The organism is Burkholderia sp. Ac-20365 (assembly GCF_017104715.1).
In the GTDB taxonomy this organism is placed as follows: Bacteria; Pseudomonadota; Gammaproteobacteria; order Burkholderiales; family Burkholderiaceae; genus Paraburkholderia.
Genome location: NZ_JAAGPI010000069.1, coordinates 1 through 23,559, shown reverse-complemented (window position 1 = coordinate 23,559; position 23,559 = coordinate 1). Strand labels below are relative to the sequence as shown.

20 protein-coding genes and 1 pseudogene are annotated in these 23,559 nt (G+C 63.9%); 9 read left to right on the top strand and 12 right to left on the bottom strand.

Annotated elements, in window-relative coordinates:
• Window positions 1–23 precede the first annotated feature (23 nt).
• Window positions 24–1,865: a cytochrome c biogenesis protein DipZ gene (locus G3O01_RS43655; RefSeq protein WP_205813694.1), complete on the top strand. Its 1,842-nt coding sequence runs from the start codon at window positions 24–26 to the stop codon at window positions 1,863–1,865.
• Between the two features lie 49 nt (window positions 1,866–1,914).
• Window positions 1,915–2,652, top strand: a complete 738-nt coding sequence (gene msrA / locus G3O01_RS43650) for a peptide-methionine (S)-S-oxide reductase MsrA (protein ID WP_205813693.1) — start codon at window positions 1,915–1,917, stop codon at window positions 2,650–2,652.
• 26 nt (window positions 2,653–2,678) lie between these two features.
• On the opposite strand, the gene G3O01_RS43645 is transcribed toward msrA, so the two are convergent.
• The 3 genes from G3O01_RS43645 to G3O01_RS43635 form a co-directional block, all read right to left on the bottom strand.
• Window positions 2,679–3,617: an aldo/keto reductase gene (locus G3O01_RS43645; RefSeq protein ID WP_205813692.1), complete on the bottom strand. Its 939-nt coding sequence runs from the start codon at window positions 3,615–3,617 to the stop codon at window positions 2,679–2,681.
• Window positions 3,617–4,018, bottom strand: a complete 402-nt coding sequence (locus G3O01_RS43640; RefSeq protein WP_205813691.1) for a RidA family protein — start codon at window positions 4,016–4,018, stop codon at window positions 3,617–3,619. Before G3O01_RS43640 ends, G3O01_RS43645 begins: the two co-directional genes overlap by 1 nt.
• An 856-nt stretch (window positions 4,019–4,874) precedes the next feature.
• Complete coding sequence (locus tag G3O01_RS43635; RefSeq protein WP_205813702.1) at window positions 4,875–6,008, bottom strand: MBL fold metallo-hydrolase; 1,134 nt, start codon at window positions 6,006–6,008, stop codon at window positions 4,875–4,877.
• Between the two features lie 85 nt (window positions 6,009–6,093).
• Here G3O01_RS43635 and G3O01_RS43630 point away from each other — a divergent pair, with 85 nt between their 5' ends.
• A complete protein-coding gene (locus tag G3O01_RS43630) occupies window positions 6,094–6,729 on the top strand; it encodes a TetR/AcrR family transcriptional regulator (RefSeq protein ID WP_205813690.1) in 636 nt (211 codons plus the stop codon).
• 3 nt (window positions 6,730–6,732) lie between these two features.
• Here G3O01_RS43630 and G3O01_RS43625 read toward each other — a convergent pair whose 3' ends face one another.
• Genes G3O01_RS43625 through G3O01_RS43615 form a run of 3 tightly spaced genes read right to left on the bottom strand, consistent with a single transcriptional unit; the run spans window position 6,733 to window position 9,136 of the window.
• Window positions 6,733–7,389 (bottom strand): glycosyltransferase, encoded by a 657-nt coding sequence (locus G3O01_RS43625; RefSeq protein WP_205813689.1) that lies wholly within the window; start codon window positions 7,387–7,389, stop codon window positions 6,733–6,735.
• Window positions 7,386–7,985 carry an SAM-dependent methyltransferase gene (locus G3O01_RS43620; RefSeq protein ID WP_205813688.1) on the bottom strand — a complete coding sequence of 200 codons (600 nt, stop codon included), beginning with the start codon at window positions 7,983–7,985 and terminating at the stop codon, window positions 7,386–7,388. Before G3O01_RS43620 ends, G3O01_RS43625 begins: the two co-directional genes overlap by 4 nt.
• A gap of 11 nt (window positions 7,986–7,996) precedes the next feature.
• Complete coding sequence (locus G3O01_RS43615) at window positions 7,997–9,136, bottom strand: acyl-CoA dehydrogenase (protein WP_205813687.1); 1,140 nt, start codon at window positions 9,134–9,136, stop codon at window positions 7,997–7,999.
• Between the two features lie 265 nt (window positions 9,137–9,401).
• On the opposite strand from G3O01_RS43615, the gene G3O01_RS43610 reads away from it, so the two are divergent.
• Together G3O01_RS43610 and G3O01_RS43605 are read left to right on the top strand one after the other, a co-directional pair.
• Complete coding sequence (locus tag G3O01_RS43610) at window positions 9,402–10,970, top strand: FAD-dependent oxidoreductase (protein ID WP_205813686.1); 1,569 nt, start codon at window positions 9,402–9,404, stop codon at window positions 10,968–10,970.
• Window positions 10,971–11,287: 317 nt separating this feature from the next.
• Entirely contained in the window at window positions 11,288–11,449 is a 162-nt protein-coding gene (locus G3O01_RS43605; RefSeq protein WP_205813685.1) for a hypothetical protein, read from the top strand.
• Between the two features lie 92 nt (window positions 11,450–11,541).
• On the opposite strand, the gene G3O01_RS43600 is transcribed toward G3O01_RS43605, so the two are convergent.
• The 3 genes from G3O01_RS43600 to G3O01_RS43590 all read right to left on the bottom strand — a co-directional run bounded on the left by G3O01_RS43600 (window position 11,542) and on the right by G3O01_RS43590 (window position 15,416).
• Window positions 11,542–12,153, bottom strand: a complete 612-nt coding sequence (locus G3O01_RS43600) for a hypothetical protein (protein ID WP_205813684.1) — start codon at window positions 12,151–12,153, stop codon at window positions 11,542–11,544.
• A 170-nt stretch (window positions 12,154–12,323) separates the two neighbouring features.
• Complete coding sequence (locus tag G3O01_RS43595; protein WP_205813683.1) at window positions 12,324–14,759, bottom strand: PAS domain S-box protein; 2,436 nt, start codon at window positions 14,757–14,759, stop codon at window positions 12,324–12,326.
• 147 nt (window positions 14,760–14,906) lie between these two features.
• On the bottom strand, window positions 14,907–15,416 hold the full coding sequence (locus G3O01_RS43590; protein WP_205813682.1) for an Lrp/AsnC family transcriptional regulator: 510 nt from the start codon (window positions 15,414–15,416) through the stop codon (window positions 14,907–14,909).
• A gap of 157 nt (window positions 15,417–15,573) precedes the next feature.
• On the opposite strand from G3O01_RS43590, the gene G3O01_RS43585 reads away from it, so the two are divergent.
• Entirely contained in the window at window positions 15,574–16,590 is a 1,017-nt protein-coding gene (locus tag G3O01_RS43585; protein ID WP_205813681.1) for a 1-aminocyclopropane-1-carboxylate deaminase, read from the top strand.
• A 131-nt stretch (window positions 16,591–16,721) separates the two neighbouring features.
• Here G3O01_RS43585 and G3O01_RS43580 read toward each other — a convergent pair whose 3' ends face one another.
• Together G3O01_RS43580 and G3O01_RS43575 are read right to left on the bottom strand one after the other, a co-directional pair.
• On the bottom strand, window positions 16,722–17,489 hold the full coding sequence (locus G3O01_RS43580; RefSeq protein ID WP_205813680.1) for a DUF4410 domain-containing protein: 768 nt from the start codon (window positions 17,487–17,489) through the stop codon (window positions 16,722–16,724).
• A 248-nt stretch (window positions 17,490–17,737) separates the two neighbouring features.
• Complete coding sequence (locus G3O01_RS43575; RefSeq protein ID WP_346779271.1) at window positions 17,738–19,660, bottom strand: glycoside hydrolase family 28 protein; 1,923 nt, start codon at window positions 19,658–19,660, stop codon at window positions 17,738–17,740.
• 571 nt (window positions 19,661–20,231) lie between these two features.
• Between G3O01_RS43575 and G3O01_RS43570 the strand changes: the two genes are divergently transcribed.
• From G3O01_RS43570 to G3O01_RS43560, 3 genes are all read left to right on the top strand, one after another.
• Entirely contained in the window at window positions 20,232–21,497 is a 1,266-nt protein-coding gene (locus G3O01_RS43570; protein ID WP_241024764.1) for an MFS transporter, read from the top strand.
• A gap of 45 nt (window positions 21,498–21,542) precedes the next feature.
• A complete protein-coding gene (locus G3O01_RS43565) occupies window positions 21,543–22,358 on the top strand; it encodes an NAD(P)-dependent oxidoreductase (protein ID WP_205813677.1) in 816 nt (271 codons plus the stop codon).
• A 72-nt stretch (window positions 22,359–22,430) separates the two neighbouring features.
• Window positions 22,431–23,204 (top strand): HpcH/HpaI aldolase/citrate lyase family protein, encoded by a 774-nt coding sequence (locus G3O01_RS43560; protein ID WP_205813676.1) that lies wholly within the window; start codon window positions 22,431–22,433, stop codon window positions 23,202–23,204.
• A gap of 128 nt (window positions 23,205–23,332) precedes the next feature.
• On the opposite strand, the pseudogene G3O01_RS43555 reads toward G3O01_RS43560, so the two are convergent.
• Window positions 23,333–23,559 (bottom strand): annotated as a pseudogene (locus G3O01_RS43555) (porin); the annotation flags it as partial.

The following is a 23,559-nucleotide window of genomic DNA, read 5'->3' as shown; positions in this document are numbered from 1 at the left end:
CACGATCAACCTTTCAAACGATCATGTTACTCATCGTTCTCGCATACCTCGGCGGCGCGCTCACGATCCTGAGTCCGTGCATTTTGCCCGTGCTCCCCTTCGTCTTCGCGCGCGCCGACCAGCCGTTCGTGCGCTCCGGCCTGCCGTTGCTCGGCGGCATGGCGCTGACGTTCGCGCTGGTTGCCACGCTCGCGGCCGTCGGCGGCGGCTGGGTCACGCAGGCCAACCAGTACGGCCGCTGGATCGCGATCGTGCTGCTCGGCGTGTTCGGTCTGACGCTGCTGTTGCCGCGCCTCGCCGACCGTCTGATGCATCCGCTCGTGAGCGCGGGCAACCGGCTGTCCGAAATGGCGCAGACCGGCAATGACAGATCACGCATCGGCTCGTCGTTCCTGCTCGGCATCGCAACGGGTCTGCTGTGGGCGCCGTGCGCGGGCCCGATCCTCGGTCTCGTGTTGACGGGTGCAGCGTTGCGCGGCGCGAGCGTCGGCACGACGTTGCTGCTGCTCGCTTACGCGGCGGGTGCGGCGACCTCGCTGGCGGTCGCGCTGCTGATCGGCGGCCGGGTTTTCACGGCGATGAAGCGCTCGCTCGGCGCGGGCGAATGGGTGCGGCGCGGCATCGGCGCGGCCATGCTGGGCGGCGTCGTGGCGATTGCGCTCGGCCTGGATACGGGCGTGCTGACCAAGGTGTCGACGATCGCGACGAGCGGCATCGAGCAGCGTCTCATCGACACGTTCGCGCCGCCGAAGCAGTCGGACGCGATGATGTCCGCGAATGTATCGAACGACGGCCCCGCGATGATGAAGGCTTCCGATACGCAGAACGGCAAGGCCGGCGCCACGCCGCCCGCCGGCACGATGATGCGCGCCTCGTCGGCGGCTGCGCCGCTGCCGGTCGAAGGCACGCTGCCGTCGCTGACGGGCGCCGTGCAATGGCTGAACTCGCCGCCCCTGACGAACGACCAGTTGCGCGGCAAGGTCGTGCTGGTCGATTTCTGGACGTATTCGTGCATCAACTGCCTGCGTACGCTGCCGTATGTGAAGGCGTGGGCGCAGAAATACCGCGACATGGGCCTCGTCGTGATCGGCGTGCATGCGCCGGAGTTCGCGTTCGAGCGCAACCTCGATAACGTGAAGAAGGCCACGCACGATCTCGGCGTCGATTACCCCGTCGCCGTCGACAACAACTACGCGATCTGGCGCGCCTTCGGCAACCAGTACTGGCCGGCACACTATTTCGTCGATGCGCAAGGCCGCGTGCGTCATCACCATTTCGGCGAAGGCGAATACGAGCAATCGGAGAAGGTGATCCAGCAACTGCTCGTGGAAGCGGGTCATCCCGATGCGGCGAAAGTGGCGACCGGCCTCACGCAGCGCGCGAACGGCGTCGAAGCGGCCGCCGACGGCAACGACATGATGTCGCCGGAAACCTACATCGGCTATGCGCGCGCTGAGAACTTCGCGTCGCCGGGCGGCGAAGCGGAGAACCGCGCGCACAGCTACGCCGCGCCGACGAGCCCCGACGTCAACGACTGGGGACTGGCGGGCACGTGGAAAGTGGGCTCGGAGCACGCGACCCTCGCCGCGCCGAACGGCCGCATCGTGTATCGCTTCCATGCACGCGATCTGCACCTCGTGCTCGGGCCGGGCGCGAGCGGCAAGCCGGTGCACTTCCGCGTGACCATCGACGGCGCGGCGCCCGGCAACGCGCGCGGCACCGACGTGAGCGCCGACGGCACGGGCGTCGTGACGGAACAGCGTCTGTATCAGCTCGTGCGCCAGACGGGCGACGTGTCCGACCACACGTTTGCGATCGAGTTTCTCGATCCGGGCGTCGAAGCGTACGCCTTCACGTTCGGCTAATCGGATTCGACCGGCTGCACATCAACCTGTTATTCGAGGACTCATCATCGTGAACAAGAAAACCATCGCAGGCGCATTGGGCTGGACACGCACATCGGCGGGCCGGATTGCCGCGTGCGTCGCCATCGGCGCGGGGGCGATCGCGTGGCAGCATGTCGCGTCGGCGGAACAGGCGGTCAAGATCCCCGCCCCCACGCAGGACGAAAAGGCGGGCAGCGTGCACACGGAAACGGCTGTTTTCGCGGGCGGCTGCTTCTGGGGCGTGCAAGGCGTGTACGAGCACGTGAAGGGCGTGAAGCAGGTCGCGTCGGGTTATGCGGGCGGCGCGGCGAACACCGCGCAGTACGAGACCGTGAGCGGCGGCGACACGGGGCATGCCGAGTCCGTGCGGATCACGTATGACCCGACGCAGATCACATATGGACGCCTGCTGCAGATCTTCTTTTCGGTCGCGCACAATCCGACGCAGTTGAACTACCAGGGCCCGGATCACGGCACGCAGTATCGATCAGCCGTATTTCCGCAGAATGCCGAGCAGCGCAGCATCGCGCAGGCATATATCGCGCAGCTGAATGGCGCGAAGGTATTCTCGACGCCGATCGTCACGAAGGTCGAGGACTTCAAGGGCTTTTATCAGGCTGAGCAGTATCACCAGAACTATCTGGTGCTGCATCCCGATTCGCCGTATATCGCGATCAACGATCTGCCCAAAATTGATTATCTGAAGCAGATGTTCCCGGATGTGTATCGCAATGATCCGGTGTTGCTGAAGGCGTCCGCTTCGTAATGTTGCCGCGCGACGCTGGTTGAAGCTCAGCCGCCCACGGCCTCGACGATGCGCTTGCACAGCGCCTTGTCGGGGTACGGGCCGATGCCTGCGCGCACGTTGTCGGCCATGTACTCGGGGCGTCCCGTGCCGGGAATCACGACCGTCACGGCCGGCTGAGCGAGCACGAACTTGAGGAGCAGTTGTGCCCACGTCATGCAGCCGATATCGGCTGCGAATGCGGGCAGCGGCGTCTTGCTCACACGCGACAGCAATCCGCCACCGCCGAACGGCTGATTGACGACGACACCGATGCCGAGATCGCGCGCAAGCGGCAGGATGCGCTGTTCGGCGTCGCGGTCGTCGGCAGCGTAGTTGATCTGCACGAAATCGGGGTTTTCGCTGCGCATCACGCTCGCCACTTCGTCGAACGCGCTCGACGTGTAGTGCGTGATGCCGATATAGCGGACACGCCCTTGCGCTTTCCAGTCGCGCAGCGTGGCGATCTGCGTGCGCCAGTCGACGAGGTTGTGCACCTGCATCAGATCGATGCGCGGCTGCTGGAAACGGCGCATCGATTCTTCCATCTGCGCGATGCCTGCCGCTTTGCCCTGCGTCCAGACCTTGGTGGCGACGAATGCCTTGCTGTGGGCGTCGAGACGCGTGAGCAGCGTGCCCGCGACGGCTTCGGACGAACCGTACATCGGCGACGAGTCGATCACGGAGCCGCCTGCCGCGAACAGCGTTTTCAGCACGTCGGCGAGCCGGGCGAGACCGTTCGGATCGTTATCGACATCGAACGTGCGCCACGTGCCGCAGCCGACGATGGGCAAGGGTTCGCCCGTCGATGGAATCTTGCGGCGCTCCATTTGCGGCAGTGGCTTGCTGCTGTCCTGCGCGGACGCGAGTCGCGGAATCGCCATGGCGAGCGGTAGCGCCAATGTGCGTTGCAGGAAATCGCGGCGCGTGGAAGGGTGCGTTTGCATCAGCCCGGGCGGCGCGCGATGAAGTCGATTTCGACGAGCGCGTCGCGGGCGAGTCCGGTTACGCCGACGCACGTTCGTGCCGGGAGTTTTCCCTGCGGGAAATGGGCGGCGTATACCGCGTTCATGGTTGCGTAGTCGCGTTTGAATTCGGTCAGGAAGATGCGGGCCGATACGACGTGCTCAAGACCCAGGCCGATGCCCTTCAGGACCAGGACGAGGTTGTCCATGACGCGCTTCGTTTGCGCGGCGACGCCTTCCGGCAAGGGCGCGGTGTCGTCGTCAGGGAAGGTTGGCATCTGGCCTGTGATGAAGACCCAGCCGTTTGACTCCGTTGCGTGCGAGAACGGGCCGACTGGCGTCGGGGCGGAATCGATCATGTGGAACTGGATGGGTTCTGTCATGGTTTTTTTGGGCTACGCCGTGGTGGTTAGGGTGCGAGCGTGTACCTTAGCGCGGAATTTTTTTGATGTGGTTTGGTTTTTTTTGTTTTTTGTCTTGCGATGCTGGGGTGGTTTGCTTGTGTTTTTGCTGGCATCCGCGGTTTGTTACTGGTGCTTCAAGCGTTGCCCCTGTGCGGGGCGGCACTTACTTTCTTTGCCGCCGCAAAGAAAGTAAGCAAAGAAAGCGGGCTAACACCGCCTGTTATTGACCACCGCCTGAGGGCCCCCAACAGTTCCTCCGCCTCAATCGGCGTTCTGCCATGCAATGCCCGTTGCCAGCGCTTCGAATGAACGCCTCACCCACTTCGAACACCCGCAGCGCAGCGAGCGGCAGCGATTGGTTACGGCCGCCCAGGTGGCAAACTGTGTGTAGGTCGTAGTGCTGCAAACGGCAGCGCTCTTACGACACCGATCGTATTTTTCAGTCTGGAGTGGAGCGCGTACACCGGGAAAGCCGACACACAGTTTGCCGCTATAGAACGTGGGCGATTTGATCGCGCATGTGGCGACGCGGGAGTGTGGAGCGGGTGAGGCGCCTAGCCGAAGCGTTGGCAGCGGGCATCGAGAAGATATATGCCGTGAACAGGACGGGGCCGTTGGGGGCCCGTGGGTAAAGGTCAAGAACGGGCGGTGTTCAGCGGCTTTCTTTTGCCTACTTTTCTTTGCCGCGGCAAAGAAAAGTAGGTGCCGCCCCGCACAGGGGCGACGCGTGAATCACGAAAGCAAAACGCGGATGCCAGCGAAAGCAAAAGCAAACCAAGCCAGCGTCGCAAGACAAACCAGAGTACTTACCGCGCCGCGCAGGCATAAAAAAAACTCACTCCACCCCGGAAGCCCGACAAAACCCCCGCCGCGCCGCCCGAGGCGCACCAACAGCATCAACTGCAACAACTTCCAGCACTTCCCTCCACCACCTCTCCCCCCGATGCGGCGCAGCCAGTTCCACCCTCTCCCCCATCCGTGGAGTAGAAAGCGCCACGCCGCGCGCAGCGGCAATTCCAACCACGCGCTCAAATGGCTCCTGCCACCGGTGCATCGCCAGATCAAACGTCCCGTTATGAATCGGCACCAGCCACCGCCCGCGCAGATCGATATGCGCCTGCACCGTCTCGTCAGGCTGCATATGCACGTAAGGCCATTGCGCGTCATACGCGCCCGTCTCGATCATCGTCACGTCGAACGGGCCGAGCCGCTCGCCGATGGTCCTGAAGCCGTCGAAATACCCGGTGTCGCCACTGAAAAACACCCGCAACCCGTCGTCGACGATCACCCACGACGCCCACAGCGTGCTATTTCCATCGAACAGGCTGCGCCCCGAAAAGTGCTGTGCCGGCGTCGCCGTGAACTGCACGCCGTCAATCTCGACACCCTGCCACCAGTCGAACTGCCGCACCTTCGACGCCTCAACGCCCCATTCGATCAACCGGTCGCCCACACCCAGCGGCGTCAGGAACACGCCCGTTGTTTCTGCCAGCGCCAGCACCGTCTCCCGATCCAGATGGTCGTAGTGATCGTGCGACAGAATCACGCCACGCAACGGCGGCAGCGCGTCGCGCGCGATCGGCGGCGCATGGAAGCGCTTGGGCCCCATCCGCTTGAACGGCGACGCGCGCTCCGCAAACACCGGATCGGTCAGCCAGAACTGGCCGCGCAACTTCAGCAGCATCGTCGAATGGCCAAGGCGGAACAGGCTGCGGTCGGGCGCCGCGTCCAGATCGGCGCGCGTCAACGCATCGACAGGCAACGCCGCCGTCGGCACGGTGTCGCCCGGCTTGTTGAAAATGATGTTCCACATGATCCCCAGCGTCTTGCCCAACCCCTCGGCCGGACGCGGCTTCACGTTGCGAAAGCGCTCGCCGTCGTGCTGCGGCGACACGCTAGACAGCGCACGGCCGCGCCCGGCGGCAGTCAATCCGAGAACCTGACTGATAGAGCCAATGATCGATTTCATCCGAAGCGTCACTCGAAACAGAAGGTAGACTGCACAGTGTAGTTTATTATCTCGAAAAGTAAACCTGCCGGTGTAAAATTTAACGATGGACGACAGCACGACTCTTCCCCGCCTGACCGATCGCAAGCGCGCGGCCGTTATCGAAGCGGCCATCGACGAATTTCGCGCTGCCGGTTTCGACGCCACCAGCATGGATCGCATCGCCGCGCGCGCGAGCGTGTCGAAGCGCACCGTGTACAACCACTTCCCGAGCAAGGAAGCGCTCTTCGCGGCGATCCTTCAGCAACTTTGGGACGCGAGCAAGGCGGGCGACGCGCCCGGCTATCGCGCGGACCAGCCTTTGCGCGCCCAGTTGGTCGGCCTGCTCGCGCAGAAGCTGCGCCTGTTGAACGATGAGGCCTTCATGTCGCTCGCGCGCGTTGCGATCGCGGCGGGCATTCACTCGCCGGAACGTGCGCGCGACATGGTGGCGCGCATGGGCGAGCGCGAGGAAGACTTGACCGTGTGGATCCGCGCGGCCGCCGCCGATGGCCGGCTCGCGACGCCCGACGCAGCGTTCGCCGCGCAGCAGTTGCACGGCCTTGTAAAGGGATTTGCGTTCTGGCCGCAGGTGACGATGGGCCAGCCGCCGTTGACGGCCGATGAACAGAAACAGGTGGCGGAGTCGTCGGCGGATATGTTTCTTGCGCGCTACGCAGCGGGAACTAGCGCAACCGACTGAACGTCATTCGGGCGTGACGAGCCCGACCAGCGTATCCCCAAACCCGCCGCGTACTTTCGATGCAATCCGCGCGCTGGTCACGACACGCGGCGCCGCGCTCCATGCGATGCGCGCCCCTGTCTCGACGAGCAAGCCCACCAGCGCGACATCTTCGCTGCACGCGAGCGGCGGGAATCCCCCGACGCGGCAATACGCGCGTGCCGACACGCCAAGATTGGCCCCATGCACATGCCGATGTCCGTCGGTGTTCATGTACGCACGATAAAACGCGTCGCGGGTCAGCGTGTCGTGCTCGCGCCAGTCTTCGACGATCACGGGCCCGCACACGGCTTCCGCATCGAGTGCGAGCTGCGCGACGAGCCAGTCCGGCGCGACGCGGCTGTCGGCATCGGTGAACGCGAGCCAGCGCACGCCTTGCTCCAGTAACGCCGCCGCGCCCGCCGCCCGCGCCTTGCCGACGTTGTGCACGTCGAGCAGCAGCGCGTGCGTGTCGTAGCACTTTGCAATCGATGCCGACCCATCCGTGCAGCTGTCGAGCGCCACCACGATCTTCACCGTCTCGCCGCGCAACTCGGGATGCGCGGCCGCAATCCGCGCCGCCTGCAGGCAGTCGGCCAGCAGCGCTTCTTCGTCGTGCGCGGGGATCACGATGCCGATCATGCGAGCCCCTCGTATTGCGCCACCGATTCCCCGCTCTTCGACCACACATCGAGCAGCAGATCGTGCTCCGCATGCCGCACCACGCCGTTGAGGCCAGGCATTGCGTCGAACGTTGCATGCACATCGTCGGCTGTCTGCAGCCTGCCTTCGAACGGATGTCGCCAGTGGCACGCGACGAGCGTACCGTCCGCCGTCAACGACTCACACGCGCGTTGCGCCAGTGACAGCGTCGCTTCGCGCGACAGGTAATAGCACAGTTCGCCGATCACGATCAGATCGAAGCGCGCGTCGGGCCATTCGTCAGGCATCGTGCGCCGCTCGACGCTGACGTTGCGCTGAGCCGCGAGACGTTCGCGCGCGAGCCGTACCGCGTGGTCGCTGATGTCGCACACCCGCAGACTGTCGCAACGCTGCGCGAGCAGCGCCGACAACTCGCCGTTCGAGCACGCCGGCTCGAAGCCCGACCGATACCGCTCGCGCGGCAGCGCGGCAATCGTCAGCAGACGCTTGCGGCGCTCGTACCAGCTCGCGCGATAGTCCCAGGGGTCATCGTCCTGGCGATACAGGTCGTCGAAATAGGCGGCGGGAAATGACATGCGTGCGCGCCTCAGCGAGGTCCGAGATTCCACGCGTCGCCGGCCTCGTCGGCAAGCAGCGTCTGCCCGAGCGCGCATTCGTCGCGTTCGGCATGGCTTTGGCGCAGGAACACGGGCAGATCGGCGATGGCATGCGCGAACCATGGGTCCGTGCAGAACGGCACGGCGCCGAGCGCGCGCGATACGTGCTCCATCACCTGCGCGGCGGCCTGCTCGACGGCCACGCGCACGCGCAATGCGCACTGTTGCGCATCGTCGCGAGGATTTGCGTCGATCCATGCCGCCGACCCGCGCAGCAACGCGGCCACCGCCGACAGTTCGGCGTCGGCTGCGCCCAGATGCGCGCACGCGTGCGGCTCTGCATGACGCCTGACGCTATCGCGCAGGATCGACGCGAGCGCGGCGGCGCAGCCATACCAGCACGCGGCGATACCCGCGCCTCCGTGCCAGAAGCCCGCACGCGACAGATACGCACCCGGGTCGCCGATCTGCACGGCGCGCGCACCGTCGAAACGCACCTCGCTCGTGCCCGTCGCGCGCATGCCGACAGCCTGCCAGCTGGTGGGATCGATCGTGATGTTCGGCTGCGAGAGTTCGACGGCAGCCAACACTGGCTCGTCGTTACGCCACGCCGTCACCAACGCATGCGACACATGCGGCGCGCCCGAACACCACGGTTTGGTGCCCTCGAGCTTCAACGCATCGCCGCCTGCGGCGTGCGCGATCAGCTTCGCATTGGGCGGTTCGGCGGCCCAGACGGCCCAGTTGCCGTCGTCGGCGAGTCCGGTGCGACCGAGTTCCGCGAGAATCGCGAGCGCGTCGGTGTGCGCCTCGTAGAGCTTGACCAGCGACAGGTCGCACGCCGCGACGGCCGCGAGTCCGCGCCAGCGCGTCGCTGTTTCGCCGTGCCCCGGCAGCGGCAGCCAGTCCATGCCGCGGGCGCGCAACGCATCGAGCGTAGCCGCCCGGCTCGCCGCGCTTTCGTCGCTGTAACGCACGCCCGCCAGATAGCGCTCGAGCTCGGGGACAAGCGCATAGCGCTTCGGCTCGATGTCGGTGCCGGGTTCCTCGTCGGACAGACGCAGTCCGCTGTTGATGTACCACGCAGCGGGCGCGGCGCGCCGCAGGGGATCGTGGCCGATATCGTTCATGCGTTACCTCCGTGGCAGCCTTGCGAGGGCAGTGGAATCGTCGCCGCAACCGTCGAAACGGCGAGTGCTCGCAAGCGCTGACGCAAGCGACGTGCCCATCGGCGCGCCTGTCGCTTCGCGCCGCCTGCATGGCATGGCGTTCGCGCACGCTTGCATCGCGTCATCTGCACGGCATGGCGCTTGCGCTGGCGCAAGCAAACGCGCTCTTCGCGCGCAGCGCACCGAAAACACTGCGCTGCCGAACCCGACGAAGAAGAGGAAAACGATGGCCACCCCCACCAACATGCAGCAGGCCGCCCTGCTCTCCGATCTCGCCGACAACGGCATGAAGCGCGTCGAGGTGAACGGCACACCTGTGCTGCTGATACGCAGCGGCAACAGCGTTCATGCCTACGGCGCCGACTGTCCGCACGCGGGCGCGCCGCTGGAAGAAGGCGCACTTTGCAACGGCCGGCTTATCTGTCCGTGGCACAAAGGCACATTCGAGGTTACGACAGGCGCGCTCGTCGAGCCGCCCGCGCTCCTGCCGTTGACGCGCTATGCGGTGCGCGTCGACCAGGACAAGGTGCTCGTCGACAGCACGCCGGAGCCGTCGAAAATCGCCACAGCGACGGCTGCCGACAAACGCACTTTCGCGATCGTCGGCGCGGGCGCAGGTGGCGCGGCCGCCTGCGCGGCCTTGCGTGAAGCGGGCTTCGCGGGACGCATCGCGCTGATCGACCGCGAAGCGCGCACGCCGTACGACCGCACCGTGCTGAGCAAATTTGTGCCGTCGGGTGAGATGTCGCCCGACGATCTCCCGCCGCTCCTACCCGACGATTTCTTCACCGCCCATGCAATCGACGTAATCCAGGCCGAGGTCACGGCGCTCGATGCCAACGCGCGGCGCATCGACATCGGCAGCGCGCCGTCGCTGCACTACGACGCTGCGCTCGTCGCCACGGGCGGCATACCGAAGCGTCTGTCGTTGCAAGGCAGCGGCGCCGATGGCGTGAAAGCGCGCATCTGTCTGCTGCGCAATCGCGCCGATGCACAGCGCCTCGTCGATGTCGCTGAGCAAGGCCATCACGCGCTCGTGCTGGGCGCGAGTTTCGTCGGGCTCGAAGTCGCATCGGCGTTGCGCGAGCGCAAGCTGCGCGTGACCGTTGTCTCGCCAGGCAACGTACCCTTCGAAAAGCAGTTCGGCCCCGAACTGGGACGGCTTTTCATGCGCCTGCACGAGGCGCATGGCGTGCGCATCCGCATGGGCCGCCATGCGCGTTCCGTCGGCGCGGGCGGTGCGGATGGTGCATTGCGCGTGACGCTCGATAACAACGAGACGGTGCCGTGCGACCTGATCGTCGCGGGCATCGGCGTGACGCCGGCGACGGATTTCATCGAAGGCATCACGCGTCATGACGACAGGAGCATCCATGTCGATGCGTCGATGCGCGCGGCTGAAGGTCTCTATGCAGCAGGCGATATCGCGCGCTTCGAATTGCCTTCGGCGGGCGGCGAGCGTGTGCGGATCGAACACTGGCGCGTTGCGCAACAGCAGGCACGCATCGCCGCTTATGCGATGCTCGGCATACATCCGAAAGAATCGTTCGTGCCTTATTTCTGGACTTATCACTTCGGCAAAACGTTCGAGTATCTCGGCTACGCGAAGCACTGGGACGAAACGAGATTTACGGGCACACCGGATACATTCGAATTCATCGCGCTGCTCGGCGAGAAAGGGAAACTGGTGGCGGCTGTCGGCTGCAATCGCGAAAGGCAGACAGGCATGCTCGTTGAAGCGATGCGCAAGCCGTTGAGTCTTGCCGATGCAACACAGATTGCGGAATCGCCGTGAGTGCGTGTTGACACGAACTCCCATCGAACGGCAGTTTTTGCGCGGAACGCATCACCCTTCTTGCGCAAAATGGCAGTCATGAATGTGATTGCAAGTGTGACGCCCGATATGCCGGAATGACGTTACAACATCGCTATATGCACACCGATGCCGGCTCGATGCCAAACGCACCGCAACATGCACGCGCGTGTCGCATCAGGCTATTTGCCACTGTTCGCGCGCGTCGCACGGGAGCATCATGGATAGTTCGCGGTGAAGCGCAGGTCCATCGCTTGCGCGCTCTGCGGGTTCGTTCAACTTTCTTCATGGAGCACCCAATGGTCAGAAAGAATTACGCCCCCGACGAAAACGCCCCACGCCAGCCGTATGCGGACAAGGATGCGGGCGTCGGCATGGGCCGGATCAGTCTCGACGACGATGACGACTTCGAGGACGACCTGGAAGATGAAGAAGAGGACGATGCGGAAGGCTCGCGCTAACGGCTAGCGCATCGCGCATGACGAAAGCACAATGAAAGAACGCAGCGCGCGGTGTCATGCCGCGCGCTGCGTTCGTTTTTGGGCAAGGATTGTTATGCGTGCCGCCCGGCGGGTGGTTCCATGCGTGCGTCGACGTTGCGTTCGCCGTCCACCGGTTGCGGCGGAGTCGTCGGATCGAAGTCGGCCCAGCGCCCTTGCTGCCAGCGCCCGCTCGCGCGCTCGATCGATGCACCGCCCGCCTCGCGCAGCATATGTGCCGCCTTGTGCTGAGAGTCGGGCGTCACGTGCACGGCCAGCAGCACGCCCGAGTCGCGCTCTTCATGGTGCGCCAGACTATGGCGCGCGCCTTTGCCGCCGCCGCGCGTTTTGTACATGGCGCCAATCAGCGAGCCGATATAGGCGCCGACACCCGCGGCAATCGCCGACACCAGCACAGGCGCAGAAAACGCCGTAAATATGCCGACACCGACCACGGCGCCCACGACGGCGCCAATCGTCACACCCATGCCCGCGCCCCTGGGCGCATCGGTGGAAGCGGCGTCCTTGTTCTGATCGCCGCCAATCGGAAAGCGCGCATGCTGCCCGCGCGGATTGACGAAGAACAGCGACACGTCTTCTTCCACGAAACCCGCCCTGAAAAGACGCTCGGCGGCCGCTTCTGCAGCCGGAAAAGTAGTGAAGCGCGCGGCAACGATCAACGACATGATGCCTCCCCTGTTACAGATTTCGTTCGATAAACGGCGGCGATTGCGCACCGCCTGCCATGACGAAACCTGAGCAAGGCATGCGCCCGCGTCAGCGGCGGCGCGCCTGCCGCGCGGCACCTGCGTCTGTTTGCTCGATGGATAACCTGCGGATGACGAAGCGTCGCGCGTCAATGCCGCGCGTCGAGCGCTTCCTTCAGTTGATCGAACGAATAGGGCTTGCGTAATGCCGTCCACGCAAACGGCAGCGCGGCATCGCGCAGCGGCGTGTCGTATCCGGACGAGAACACGACGCGCCGCGCCGCGCGCATGGCGCTCGCCGCGCGCGCGAGATCGAGGCCCGACATGCCGGGCAGCGTGAGATCGGTCAGCAGCACGTCGAATGGCTGGACTTGCAGACGCTGCAAAGCCGCTTCGGCATTGGCCACCGCCTCCCAGCTGTGACCCAGCAAGCCGAGCAGTTCGCACAATGCATCGCGGGCATCGCGGTCGTCTTCGACCACGAGAATGTGCAGTTCACGCGACGTGTCCGACTGCGCCCCGTCGCGCGCCGCGTGCGCAGTCTCGTCGAACACATCGCGTATCTTGCGCGCGAGCTGGCTGCGGCTATACGGCTTTTGCAGCAGATCCGCGCCGCGCCGCAGCAGCGTGTCGAGACCCGCCGTGTCGCGCGTATGGCCCGATGTGAACAGCACCTTCAGCGATGGCCGCATCAACAGCGCCTGGCGCGCCATTTCCGGGCTCAGCAACGGACCGGGCATTACCACGTCGCTGAACAGCAGATCGACTTTCGCGCCGGAGCGCAGCACCGTCAGCGCCTCCGTCGCGTCGTTCGCCGTCAGCACGCCGTAGCCGAGCTGCGACAGCATGTCGACCACCGTCAGTTGCACGCGCCGGTCGTCCTCGACGACGAGCACCGTCTCGTCGCCGCGCAAACTCTCTTCGGAGTCGTGTTCACTCTGCGCGGCAGGTCGCGCGACGGGCGCCTGCAGCGAGCGCGGCAGATAGATCGTCACCGTCGTGCCGACGCCCGGCGTGCTCGCCAGTTCGATATGCCCGCCGCTTTGCAGCACGAAGCCGTACGCCATGCTCAGGCCCAGCCCCGTGCCCTCGCCTTCGGGCTTGGTCGTGAAGAACGGATCGAAGGCGCGGTCGGCGATCTCGGCGCTCATGCCCGTGCCAGTGTCGGTGACGGTCATCTTCACGTATTCGCCGGGCTCGAGTTGCGCGGTAGCCGCAATCTGCGCGTCGACCGTCGCGTTCGACAGGCCGAAGGTCAGCATGCCGCCCTCGGGCATCGCATCGCGTGAATTGATGGCGAGATTGAGCAGCACGTTTTCCAGCTGATGCGTATCGACGAACACATTCCACAAGCCGCCTTGCGAGTGCGATTCGTGGATGCGCACCCGCACGCGCTCGCCGAGCGCGCGGCGCAGCAGGTCTTCCATGCCGTGCAGCACGTCGCTGAGATTGCTCGCCACCGGCAGCAGCGCCTGGCGGCGCCCGAACGCGAGCAGTTGCGCGGCGAGCTTCGAGCCGCGTTCGACCGCCTCGATCGCACGGCCGATGCGTGCGCGGCTCCACGTGTCGTCGTGGCGCGCGCCGAGCAGTTCCAGATTGCCGCGCAACACCTGCAGCACGTTGTTGAAATCATGCGCGACGCCGCCTGTCAGCTTGCCGAGCGCTTCCATCTTTTGCGACTGGAAGAGCGCATTGCGGGTCTGGTCGAGCAGTTCGGCCGCCTGGCGGCGTTCGGTGATATCACGCGTGATCTTCGCGAAGCCGATCAGCACGCCGCTCTCGTCCCGAATCGCGTCGATCACGACGTGCGCCCAGAACCGGCTGCCGTCGCGCCGCACGCGCCAGCCTTCCGATTCCCAGCGCCCGTCGCGCGCGGCCGTTGCGAGACCGCGTTGCGGCACGCCCGCGGCCGCGTCTTCCGGCGTATAAAAGCAGGAGAAATGCGAGCCGATGATCTGCTCGTCGGTGTAGCCCTTGATGCGTCGCGCGCCCGGGTTCCAGTTGGTGACGCAGCCTTCCGGCGACAGCATGAAAATGGCGTAGTCGTTCACGCCCTGCACCAGCAGCCGGAAGCGGCGGTCGCTTTCGCGCGCGGCGTCGGTGGCGCTCTTCTTGTCGCTGATGTCGCGCACGACACGTCCGTAGCCGAGCAGTTCGCCATCGGGCGCATACAGCGCCGTGACGATCACGTTTGCCCAGAACAGGGTGCCGTCCTTGCGCACGCGCCAGCCTTCCATTTCGTGGCGGCCGTCTTCACGCGCCCGCTCGAGGGCGAGTTCGGGCAAGCCCGCGCGCTGGTCTTCTTCGGTGTACATCACACGTATATGCTGGCCGAGAATCTCGTCGGGCATATAGCCCTGGATGGTCTGGCCGCCGCGATTCCAGCTGATGATCGTGCCGTCCGGCGCGAGAGCGAAGATCGAGTAGTCAGTGGTGGATTCGGCCCACAGGCGCAGCCATTCGCTGCTGAAGTCTTCGATGCGCGTGTTCGTGCCGCTCGCCACGGCGTTATCGTGTGAGTGCGGATCGGTCGGCTTTGCGGGTGTGCCAGCCGCGTTGCCCATGTCCTTGTCGTCGTCGCTCATTGACCGCTCATTGCTTGCCCGTCGCTGCTCGTTGCTGCTCGTTGCTTGTTTTCTGGCCCCTCTGGGCGCTTATTGTATAAGCAGCGGTAGGCCCCCCGCATGCGGATCAAACCCTGATGTCCGTGGCTTGTCGCCCGTGTCGGCGCATCAGAGCGGAAACTTCGTGGTCGAAAGGATTTCCTTCAGGACCATAAAGCTGCGGATTTGCCGCACGCCGGGCAGGTATAGCAATTGCTCGGCGTGCAGCCGGTTGAAGCTCTCGCTGTCGCGCGTGCGTACGAGCATGAAGTAATCGAATTCGCCCGTCACCGTGTGGCACTCCATGCAGCCCGACACCTTTTGCGCGGCCTTTTCGAATGCGGCGAAAGTTTCGGGCGTCGAGCGATCCAGCACCACGCCGATCACCACCAGCATGCCCGCGCCGACAGCTTTCGGATCGAGCAGCGCGACTGTCGCGCGGATCAGGCCCATTTCCTTCAGACGTTCGACGCGCCGCAGGCATGCGGGCGCGCTCAGCTTCACCTTCGCCGCCAGCGCGACGTTCGAGATCGATGCGTCCTGCTGGAGCTGCTTGAGGATCGCGCGATCGATGCGATCCAGTTGCGACAGCGGTGTGGCGTCATCGACAGACGGGTTGCGTAATTTTGTTGCGCACATTTTCAGTTTCAGGAAACGAACAAAAGTATGAGTTCACATTGGCGTCTTTAAAGTAGCTTTATGCGATTTATTTCGCAAGCTCATTTCGCACGGTCTTTCCTATCATGTCTGTCAGCGCGGCACCGTTCGCGCGCTTCCCAGACAACGGACCTCGACCATGAACCTGCAACGTTTCCCCCGCTATCCCCTCACCTTCGGGCCGACGCCGATCCAGCCGCTTGCGCGCCTTTCGGATCATCTCGGCGGCAAGGTTCAGCTGTATGCGAAGCGCGAGGACTGCAATAGCGGTCTCGCGTTCGGCGGCAACAAGACGCGCAAGCTCGAATACCTGATTCCCGAAGCGCTCGCGCAAGGCTGCGATACGCTCGTGTCGATCGGCGGCATTCAGTCGAACCAGACGCGCCAGGTGGCCGCCGTCGCCGCGCATCTGGGCATGAAATGCGTGCTGGTGCAGGAGAACTGGGTCAACTATCACGACGCCGTGTATGACCGGGTCGGCAATATCCAGATGTCGCGCATCATGGGCGCGGACGTACGGCTCGTCGCCGACGGTTTCGACATCGGCTTTCGCAAAAGCTGGGAAGACGCGCTCGACAGCGTGCGCGCCGCAGGCGGCAAACCGTATGCGATTCCCGCTGGCTGTTCGGACCACCCGCTCGGCGGACTGGGCTTCGTTGGCTTCGCGGAAGAAGTGCGTCAACAGGAAGAAGAGCTTGGCTTCAAGTTCGACTACATCGTCGTGTGCTCGGTGACGGGCAGCACGCAGGCGGGCATGGTGGTCGGCTTTGCCGCGGACGGACGCGCGGATCGCGTGATCGGCATCGATGCATCGGCGAAACCCGAACAGACGCACGAGCAGATCACGCGCATCGCGAAACGCACAGCGGAAATGGTCGATCTGGGCCGCGATATCACCGCGCAGGACGTCGTGCTCGACACGCGTTATGGCGGCCCTGAATATGGCCTGCCGAACGAAGGCACGCTCGAAGCGATCCGCCTGTGCGCGCGACTCGAAGGCGTGATGACCGATCCCGTCTACGAAGGCAAGTCGATGCACGGGATGATCGACAAGGTGCGGCGCAGCGAATTTCCGGAAGGCTCGAAGGTGCTCTATGCGCACCTGGGCGGCGTGCCGGCGCTGAACGCGTATAGCTTCCTGTTCCGCGAAGGTTGATTGCGTAACATCTGTCTGCGTTGACGACAGACGCTACAAAAACAAACGGCGATGCCTCACGACATCGCCATTCGCCTCCTCGCACCGAAGCCGCTACACCGGGCGGCTTCGGTTCCCCCGTTTTTCAAGCCTTACTTCACCAGGTCGCCCGACATCCATCCTTGCGCGGCGCCGATCTGCGCAACCTGTTTGGCCACCGAATCCGCCAGCTTTTTCGCATCGCTCGTGACGGTGTCACCCTTGTGCTCCGAGCCGACATGCAGCGCGCCGCCGACCGCCGCCGAGGTCGCGATATGTCCCGCCGCCGCGCCCACACCCGCCGTTTCCGCAACGCCCGGCATATGGCCGCTGTTCGCGTCGGCATCGAAGGTTTGCACCAGTTGCGGCATGCCGCCCGCCGGCTTGTACAGCACCTGCACGTGCGCCGTCACTTCGCTCTTGCCTGCGCCAAGACCGATCAGCGTGCGTCGGCGATGATTGCCGGCATCGATCGAACCAACCGCGCCTTCGACGATCAGCACGTTCTGGTCGGCGGGCGGCGGCGCATCGGTGCGGATTGCGTGCATGCCCATCGATTGCAGTTTCGCGACGACTTCATCCGTCAGCGCGTCGCTCGCGGCGGCGGCTTCCTGCGTTTGCGACGCTGCCTGCGACGCACCCGAGAAGCTCGCGCTCAGCTTGTGCACGAGGCCGCTGTTGTCGAGCTTCACGCTTTCCGGGTTGCTCGCGAACGTGTACACGTAGACGTTCTGCGGATTGGCCTGCGTGAGCGTCGAATACTGGGTGGTGTTCGTGACGCTGGCGGCTGCGCAGCCGCTCAGCAGCATTGCGCTGAATGCGAGAGCAGCCGAGGCGCTGCGGATGGTCTTGCCACGAACGGAGTTGAGCGCTGCAAACATGATGTGAAGTCCTGTCATCGGTCAGAAAATTAAGCAGATCGTCCGATGTTTTGCTTCACGTTGAGGCGGCATCGGCGATGTCACAGTTGCGTGAATCGCCGGTGTTGTTCTGTTTGTTTTTCGTTCAGCTCTGCACGCGGAACGCAGTATCTCCGAGCGCCCGCACGATGGCTATCGAGCAATTATGTCGGCTCATGTCACGTGCCGGGAAGCCTTGTGCCGCGGGCTTCCCAGCCATTCGCGAACGATCAGCGCGCGTCCACCACCGAGGTGTTATAGACCGTCCCGCCGATCGTCACGTTCGACAGCGCAATCGCATTCACGTTGTACGCGTAGACCGGACCCGGCGTGGTCGCGCTTGCCGCGCGGTTGCAAACGGGCGTGCCGAGATTGCAGTTCGTGATCGTGACGCCGGAGATGGGTGGAATCGCGGGTGCGGGTGTGGGACCGTTGTAGTCGAACGCGACGGGACCCTGCGCGACGATCGCCTGAAAGCACGAGGCCGTTACGCCGTTGAGCGTCACGTTGCTCGCCGTCACGTTCGAGATATTCACGTTCTGCACGAGCGCGGGACGCGTGCGCACGGCGTCGTTGGCGGGCTGGTAGTCGCAATCGAACGTGATGAGCCCGCCTTGCGCCGCCGAAGGATTGGCCGCCGACGCCGTTTCCACGCCAAGCGGCACCGTCGCGTTGATCGGACTGCCTGCGAGCATCGCGCTGCCGTAACCGCCGCCCGTGAGATTCACACCGTTTGGCAGCGTGACGTTATCGACGTAGAAGTTTTTCACATAGCCGCCGCGATTCATGTTCGTCTTGATGCGGATCGCGATGTTCAGAGGATTGGTCTGCCAGTTCTGGTTGAGCATCTGCAGATTGCGCGCATAGATGTTCTGCACGCCGCCGCCCATTTCGCTGCCGAGCGTGATGCCGCCGTGGCCGCTGTTCATCGTGCAGTTCTGGATCACGTGGTTCTGCGCGGGGCCGTAGGTGGTATCGAGCGCCTTGCCGGACTTGATCGCGATGCAGTCGTCACCCGTGTTGAAGGTGACGCCATCGCACAGCACCGTGTTGCACGCGTCGGGATCGAAGCCGTCGTTGTTCGGGCCAATGCTGTCCACCGTCACGCCGCGTATCACGACGTTCGTGCAATCGGTTGGATGGTGTTGCCAGAACGGCGTGTTGTTGGTGCGGTAGTTTTCCATCAGCACGTTCGTGCAGCCGATGAACTCGACCATGCACGGCCGCAGATAATGCCCGAGTCCGAAGATGCGCTGAGCGACAGGCACGCCCGCTTCCGATAGCGCGGGCAGATAGTTCTGGTCCTGCTGCCAGGGCGTCGCGGTGCTGGTCAACAACGCGTAGAGCGCGTCCGATATGCCCGGCGCGACCGTTTTCAGATCGACGTTGTTCGGGTTCGTGTAGGCCTGCGACGGCGTCGTGGAGCCAGTGCAGCCATACGCGTTTTTCGTGCCCTTGTAGGTCCACCAGCAGGTGCTCGTGGTGCCGCTGCCGGCGAACGGCGTCATCGCCTGGCCGTTGAGTACGGACGTCGAGTCTTCTCCCGTGATCGCGATGTTGGTCTGATTGCGTGCGTAGACAGGCGCACCGAAATTCAGGCAATCGTTTGCCTGCCAGCGGCTGTAATAGAGATTGCCGTTCGCGCCGCACGTCACCGGGCCGTCCTTCGCGTAGTCGGCGGGATTGGGGCTGAAATAGATCGTGCAGTTCGCGCCCAGATGGAAGTTCACATTGCTCTGCAACACGATCGGTCCGGCGCAATACCACGTGCCCGCTGGCACCACGACGCGACCGCCGCCTGCTGCGTTACACGCGGCAATCGCGGCAAGGAATGCGGGCCGTGAATCGAACGAACCGGGTGCGTGAGTCTGATCGGCGCCCGGGCTTGTGGGCGACGTCGACACGCTGTACGGATTGGTCGCGGCGACTACGGCGCAAGGCTGCGCGCCATAACTCGTGACGACGAAATCCACGGACGGGAACATCGACTGCGAAACCTTCTGCAGCGCCGCGATGATCTGCTCCGCTGCGCCATTGCTGCCCCAGATCGGGTCACTGTTCGTGACCGGCGCGGGCGAATTCGATTGCTGGCCACCGCAGCCCGGCAACGCGCCGAGCAGCGTCGCGCCCGCGGCGGCACCCGCGAACGCGATGAAGGTGCGCCGCTGCGGCGATTGCGGACCGTCGAGATCCGTGCTGGTCGTGTTCGAGCCTGCCCTGTTCGCGCGACTGCTTCTGTTGTGCGTCGTCACTGATGTCTCCTTGTTGTCTGCCTGCTTCACGAGGGATCGTTTCGCGCGACCGACACCTGCAATTGATCGCGCACAGACATTGTTGTAATACAACTTGACGAGTGTCAAGCCGGAGATAGCAGCTTTGCCTGATCGAGAAAAACGTGACTCGATCGTGAATAGCTAGATTACAAGCGGCTTTAAGTCGTTCTAACTGGATCCAGTCAAACCAGGGATGCCCCTAAGAGCGCGCATATTTGCTTGACAAGTTACCGAGCAAAAGCCACGATGTCAGACATAGAAAATAGCTCTTTGCGACACGTCACGCTGCTGCGGCACAGCGCACCCGGCAGCCATCCAACCTCGCGCCAGACCCTACACAGACTCACCACGACGGCATCGCAAGCGGCACGCAATGACCGCCATCCGCAGGAGACACACAGTGCAACGCCATACGATCAAAGGACTACGCTGGTGGATCATCGGGCTCATCATGCTCGGGACCGTTTTCAACTATCTCGCGCGCAGCTCGCTATCCGTCGCCGCCCCGACGCTCACCGAGAAGCTGCACATGACCACGCAGCAGTACTCGTATGTGATCGCGGCCTTCCAGGGCGCGTACACGGTGATGCAGCCTGTCGCGGGCTATATCCTCGATTTCGTCGGGCTCAAGATCGGCTTCGCGATCTTCGCGATCGCGTGGGCCGCATCGAACATGCTGCACGGCCTCGCCACCGGCTGGACCTCGCTCGCGTTTTTCCGCGGCCTGCTCGGCATGAGCGAAGCCGCTATTTTCCCGGCGGGCATGAAGGCAATCAGCCAATGGTTCCCGGCCAAAGAGCGTTCAATTGCGACGGGCTGGCTGAACACGGGCACGTCGATCGGCGCGATGCTCGCGCCGCCGCTCGTCGTGTACTGCATCCTGAGCTTCAACTGGCAGATGGCCTTCGTCGTCACGGGTGGCTCGGCACTGATCTGGGTCGCGCTGTGGGTCGTGTTTTTCCGCACGCCGGAAGATCACCCGAACCTGTCGGCCGATGAGCGCCAGTACATCGAAGCCGGACAGGAACGCCGCGCGCCGGATGCGGCGACGCGTCCGTCGTGGCGCCATGTGCTGTCCACACGCCGTTTCTGGGGCATCGCCATTCCGCGCTTTCTCGCCGAGCCGGCCTGGCAGACCTTCAACTTCTGGATTCCGCTCTACCTCTTCACCGTGCGTCACATGAACCTGAAGGAAATCGCGCTGTTCGGCTGGATGCCGTTCCTCGCCGCGGATCTCGGGTGCCTCGTCGGCGGTTATCTCGCGCCGTTTTTCATCCGGCGCTTCAACGTGTCGCTGATCACGTCGCGCAAGCTGGTCATCATCTGCGGCGCGGTGCTGATGGTCGGCCCGGCGTGCATTGGCCTTGCCGCCAGTCCCTATGTCGCGATCGCGCTGTTCTGCACGGGGGCATTCGCGCACCAGGCCATTTCGGGCGCGCTGTTCACGCTTGCGTCCGACGTGTTCGGCCAGCACGAAGTCGGCACGGCGACGGGCTTCTCGGGCATGTTCGGCTGGCTGGGCGGGATGATCTTCTCGTTGATCGTCGGCGCGTTGGCGGCTACTCTCGGCTATAACCCGCTGTTCGTCTGCCTGATGCTGTTCGACGTGATCGGCGCAACGGTCGCCTGGAATCTGATCACGCATGGCGAAACGTCCACGCCGGCACATGCGGCTGCGCCCGTGCAGCTAGCCGGGCAGCAGACGTCGGGCCGCTGATTCCCTGAATACCTGCTATCTGCTTACCTGCGATAAGGCTCGACCATGACAAAAAAGATTGCATTGAGCGGTGCGGGCGGTCAGCTTGGCCGCTTCCTGCGCGTTGCGCTGAATGAGCGCGGCGTGAATCTGCGCTCGGCCGCCGGCTCGCGCGCGCTGGAACCGCTGTTCGACGGCGAAGACGTGATGCACGGCGATCTGCGCGAACCCGCCGTGGTCGACCGCCTGATGCAAGGCGTCGACGTGCTGATCCACATGGCGGGCACGAGCGTCGAGCGGCCGTTGCCTGAGATCATCGAAAACAACTTGCGTGGTCTCGTCGAGGTGTATGAGGGCGCGCGGCGGCATGGCGTGCGCCGCATCATCTTCGCGAGTTCGAATCACGCGATCGGCATGTATCCCGTCGAAGACAAGCTGTCACTCGACCGCGCGTTTCGTCCTGACGGTTTTTACGGGCTAAGCAAGGCGTGGGGCGAATCGCTTGCGCGCATGTATTGGGACAAGCATGGCATCGAGAGTGTGTGCATCCGCATCGGCAGCTGCATCGAGAAGCCGACGGAGTTCAGGCATCTGAGCACCTGGCTCGGTCACGACGATTTCCTGCATCTGCTCGATCGTTGCATCAATGTGCCGGACATCGGTTTTCAGGTGGTCTGGGGCGTGTCGAACAACACGCGCAGCTATTGGGACAATTCCGCAGCCGCACCGCTTGGCTATCAGCCGAAGCAGAACGCCGAAGACTTTGCCGAAGAAATCCTGCAACAACCGAATCCGCTCGATCCAGTTGCGCAGCGTTTTCAGGGCGGCAGCTTTGTCACGATCGACTACACACCGCCCGAGAAACGCAATATGCGAAGCTGACTTCTGATTGACGCGCCGCCCGGCGCACGTTGTGTTGCATGTTCTTGCAGGTTCCCTTCGATGGAGAACGCAATGAAGCTGCCGGAGAATCCGTTCAAACGTGCACTACAGGCCGGGCGTCAACAGATCGGCCTGTGGTCGAGTCTTGCGAGCCATGTGTCGGTCGAAATCCTTGCGAGTGCGGGTTTCGACTGGCTGCTGCTCGACATGGAGCATTCGCCCAACGAACTGCCGATGGTGCACAGCCAGTTGCAGGCCTGCGCGGGCACGTCGACGCATCCAATCGTGCGGCCGCCATGGAACGACATGGTGACGATCAAGCGCCTGCTCGACAGCGGCGCGCAGACGCTGCTGATTCCCTACGTGGAAACAGAAGATGAAGCGCGCGATGCCGTGTCGTTCACGCGTTATCCGCCGGACGGCGTGCGCGGTTACGCATCGACGGCGCGGGCATCGGGCTTTGGGCGCATCAAGAATTATCCGCAGCTATGCGCGAGTGAGCTGTGCGTGCTCGTGCAGATCGAGAGCCGGCTTGGCCTGCAGAATGTCGAGCGGATTGCGGCGGTCGAAGGTGTCGACGGCATCTTTATCGGCCCGGGCGATCTGTCGGCAGCGCTCGGGCATGTCGGCGACCTGAAGCATCACGATGTGCAAACGACGGTAGACGATACGATCCAGCGCATCGTCGCAACGGGCAAGCCGGCAGGCATCCTGATCGGCGATGAAGCGCTTGCGCGGCACTATATCGACCTGGGCTGCCTGTTCACGGCCGTTGGGTCCGATATCGGCCTGCTCGCGCGCAATGCCGAACAGCTGGCTGCACGGTTCAAGCCACCGGTTGGCTGAACGCGCTACGCGAGCGCCGCAGCAAGTTCAGACGATACCGCCCGACTGCTTCATACGTCGGGCGTTTTTGCATGAAAAAAGCGCCGCAATTGCGGCGCCCTTTCCTGCATCGACCAGCTTGCGTAGCGTCAGAAGCGATGCACCATACCCACGCCCACGCCCACCATGCTGCGCGATGACGAAGGCGTCGAGTTGAAGCCGTCGCCGATCGTCGCCGTCGCGTTGATAATGCTGCGACCGCCCGTGCCGAGCGTCTGGCCGTTCGCGCGCTGATACGCCTGCAACGCGTACAGGCCCGTGCGCTTGGACAGCGAGTAGTACTCGGACAGATTGACCTGCGAATACGACGCCGAAC

Excerpts from the sequence above, each read along its gene's own strand:
- G3O01_RS43655 (WP_205813694.1), top strand. The coding sequence starts at position 24 with ATGTTACTCATCGTTCTCGCATACCTCGGCGGCGCGCTCACGATCCTG.
- G3O01_RS43645 (WP_205813692.1), bottom strand. The coding sequence starts at position 3,617 with ATGCAAACGCACCCTTCCACGCGCCGCGATTTCCTGCAACGCACATTG.
- G3O01_RS43640 (WP_205813691.1), bottom strand. The coding sequence starts at position 4,018 with ATGACAGAACCCATCCAGTTCCACATGATCGATTCCGCCCCGACGCCA.
- G3O01_RS43635 (WP_205813702.1), bottom strand. The coding sequence starts at position 6,008 with ATGAAATCGATCATTGGCTCTATCAGTCAGGTTCTCGGATTGACTGCC.
- G3O01_RS43630 (WP_205813690.1), top strand. The coding sequence starts at position 6,094 with ATGGACGACAGCACGACTCTTCCCCGCCTGACCGATCGCAAGCGCGCG.
- G3O01_RS43625 (WP_205813689.1), bottom strand. The coding sequence starts at position 7,389 with ATGATCGGCATCGTGATCCCCGCGCACGACGAAGAAGCGCTGCTGGCC.
- G3O01_RS43620 (WP_205813688.1), bottom strand. The coding sequence starts at position 7,985 with ATGTCATTTCCCGCCGCCTATTTCGACGACCTGTATCGCCAGGACGAT.
- G3O01_RS43615 (WP_205813687.1), bottom strand. The coding sequence starts at position 9,136 with ATGAACGATATCGGCCACGATCCCCTGCGGCGCGCCGCGCCCGCTGCG.
- G3O01_RS43610 (WP_205813686.1), top strand. The coding sequence starts at position 9,402 with ATGGCCACCCCCACCAACATGCAGCAGGCCGCCCTGCTCTCCGATCTC.
- G3O01_RS43605 (WP_205813685.1), top strand. The coding sequence starts at position 11,288 with ATGGTCAGAAAGAATTACGCCCCCGACGAAAACGCCCCACGCCAGCCG.
- G3O01_RS43600 (WP_205813684.1), bottom strand. The coding sequence starts at position 12,153 with ATGTCGTTGATCGTTGCCGCGCGCTTCACTACTTTTCCGGCTGCAGAA.
- G3O01_RS43595 (WP_205813683.1), bottom strand. The coding sequence starts at position 14,759 with ATGAGCGACGACGACAAGGACATGGGCAACGCGGCTGGCACACCCGCA.
- G3O01_RS43590 (WP_205813682.1), bottom strand. The coding sequence starts at position 15,416 with ATGTGCGCAACAAAATTACGCAACCCGTCTGTCGATGACGCCACACCG.
- G3O01_RS43585 (WP_205813681.1), top strand. The coding sequence starts at position 15,574 with ATGAACCTGCAACGTTTCCCCCGCTATCCCCTCACCTTCGGGCCGACG.
- G3O01_RS43580 (WP_205813680.1), bottom strand. The coding sequence starts at position 17,489 with ATGTTTGCAGCGCTCAACTCCGTTCGTGGCAAGACCATCCGCAGCGCC.
- G3O01_RS43570 (WP_241024764.1), top strand. The coding sequence starts at position 20,232 with ATGCTCGGGACCGTTTTCAACTATCTCGCGCGCAGCTCGCTATCCGTC.
- G3O01_RS43565 (WP_205813677.1), top strand. The coding sequence starts at position 21,543 with ATGACAAAAAAGATTGCATTGAGCGGTGCGGGCGGTCAGCTTGGCCGC.
- G3O01_RS43560 (WP_205813676.1), top strand. The coding sequence starts at position 22,431 with ATGAAGCTGCCGGAGAATCCGTTCAAACGTGCACTACAGGCCGGGCGT.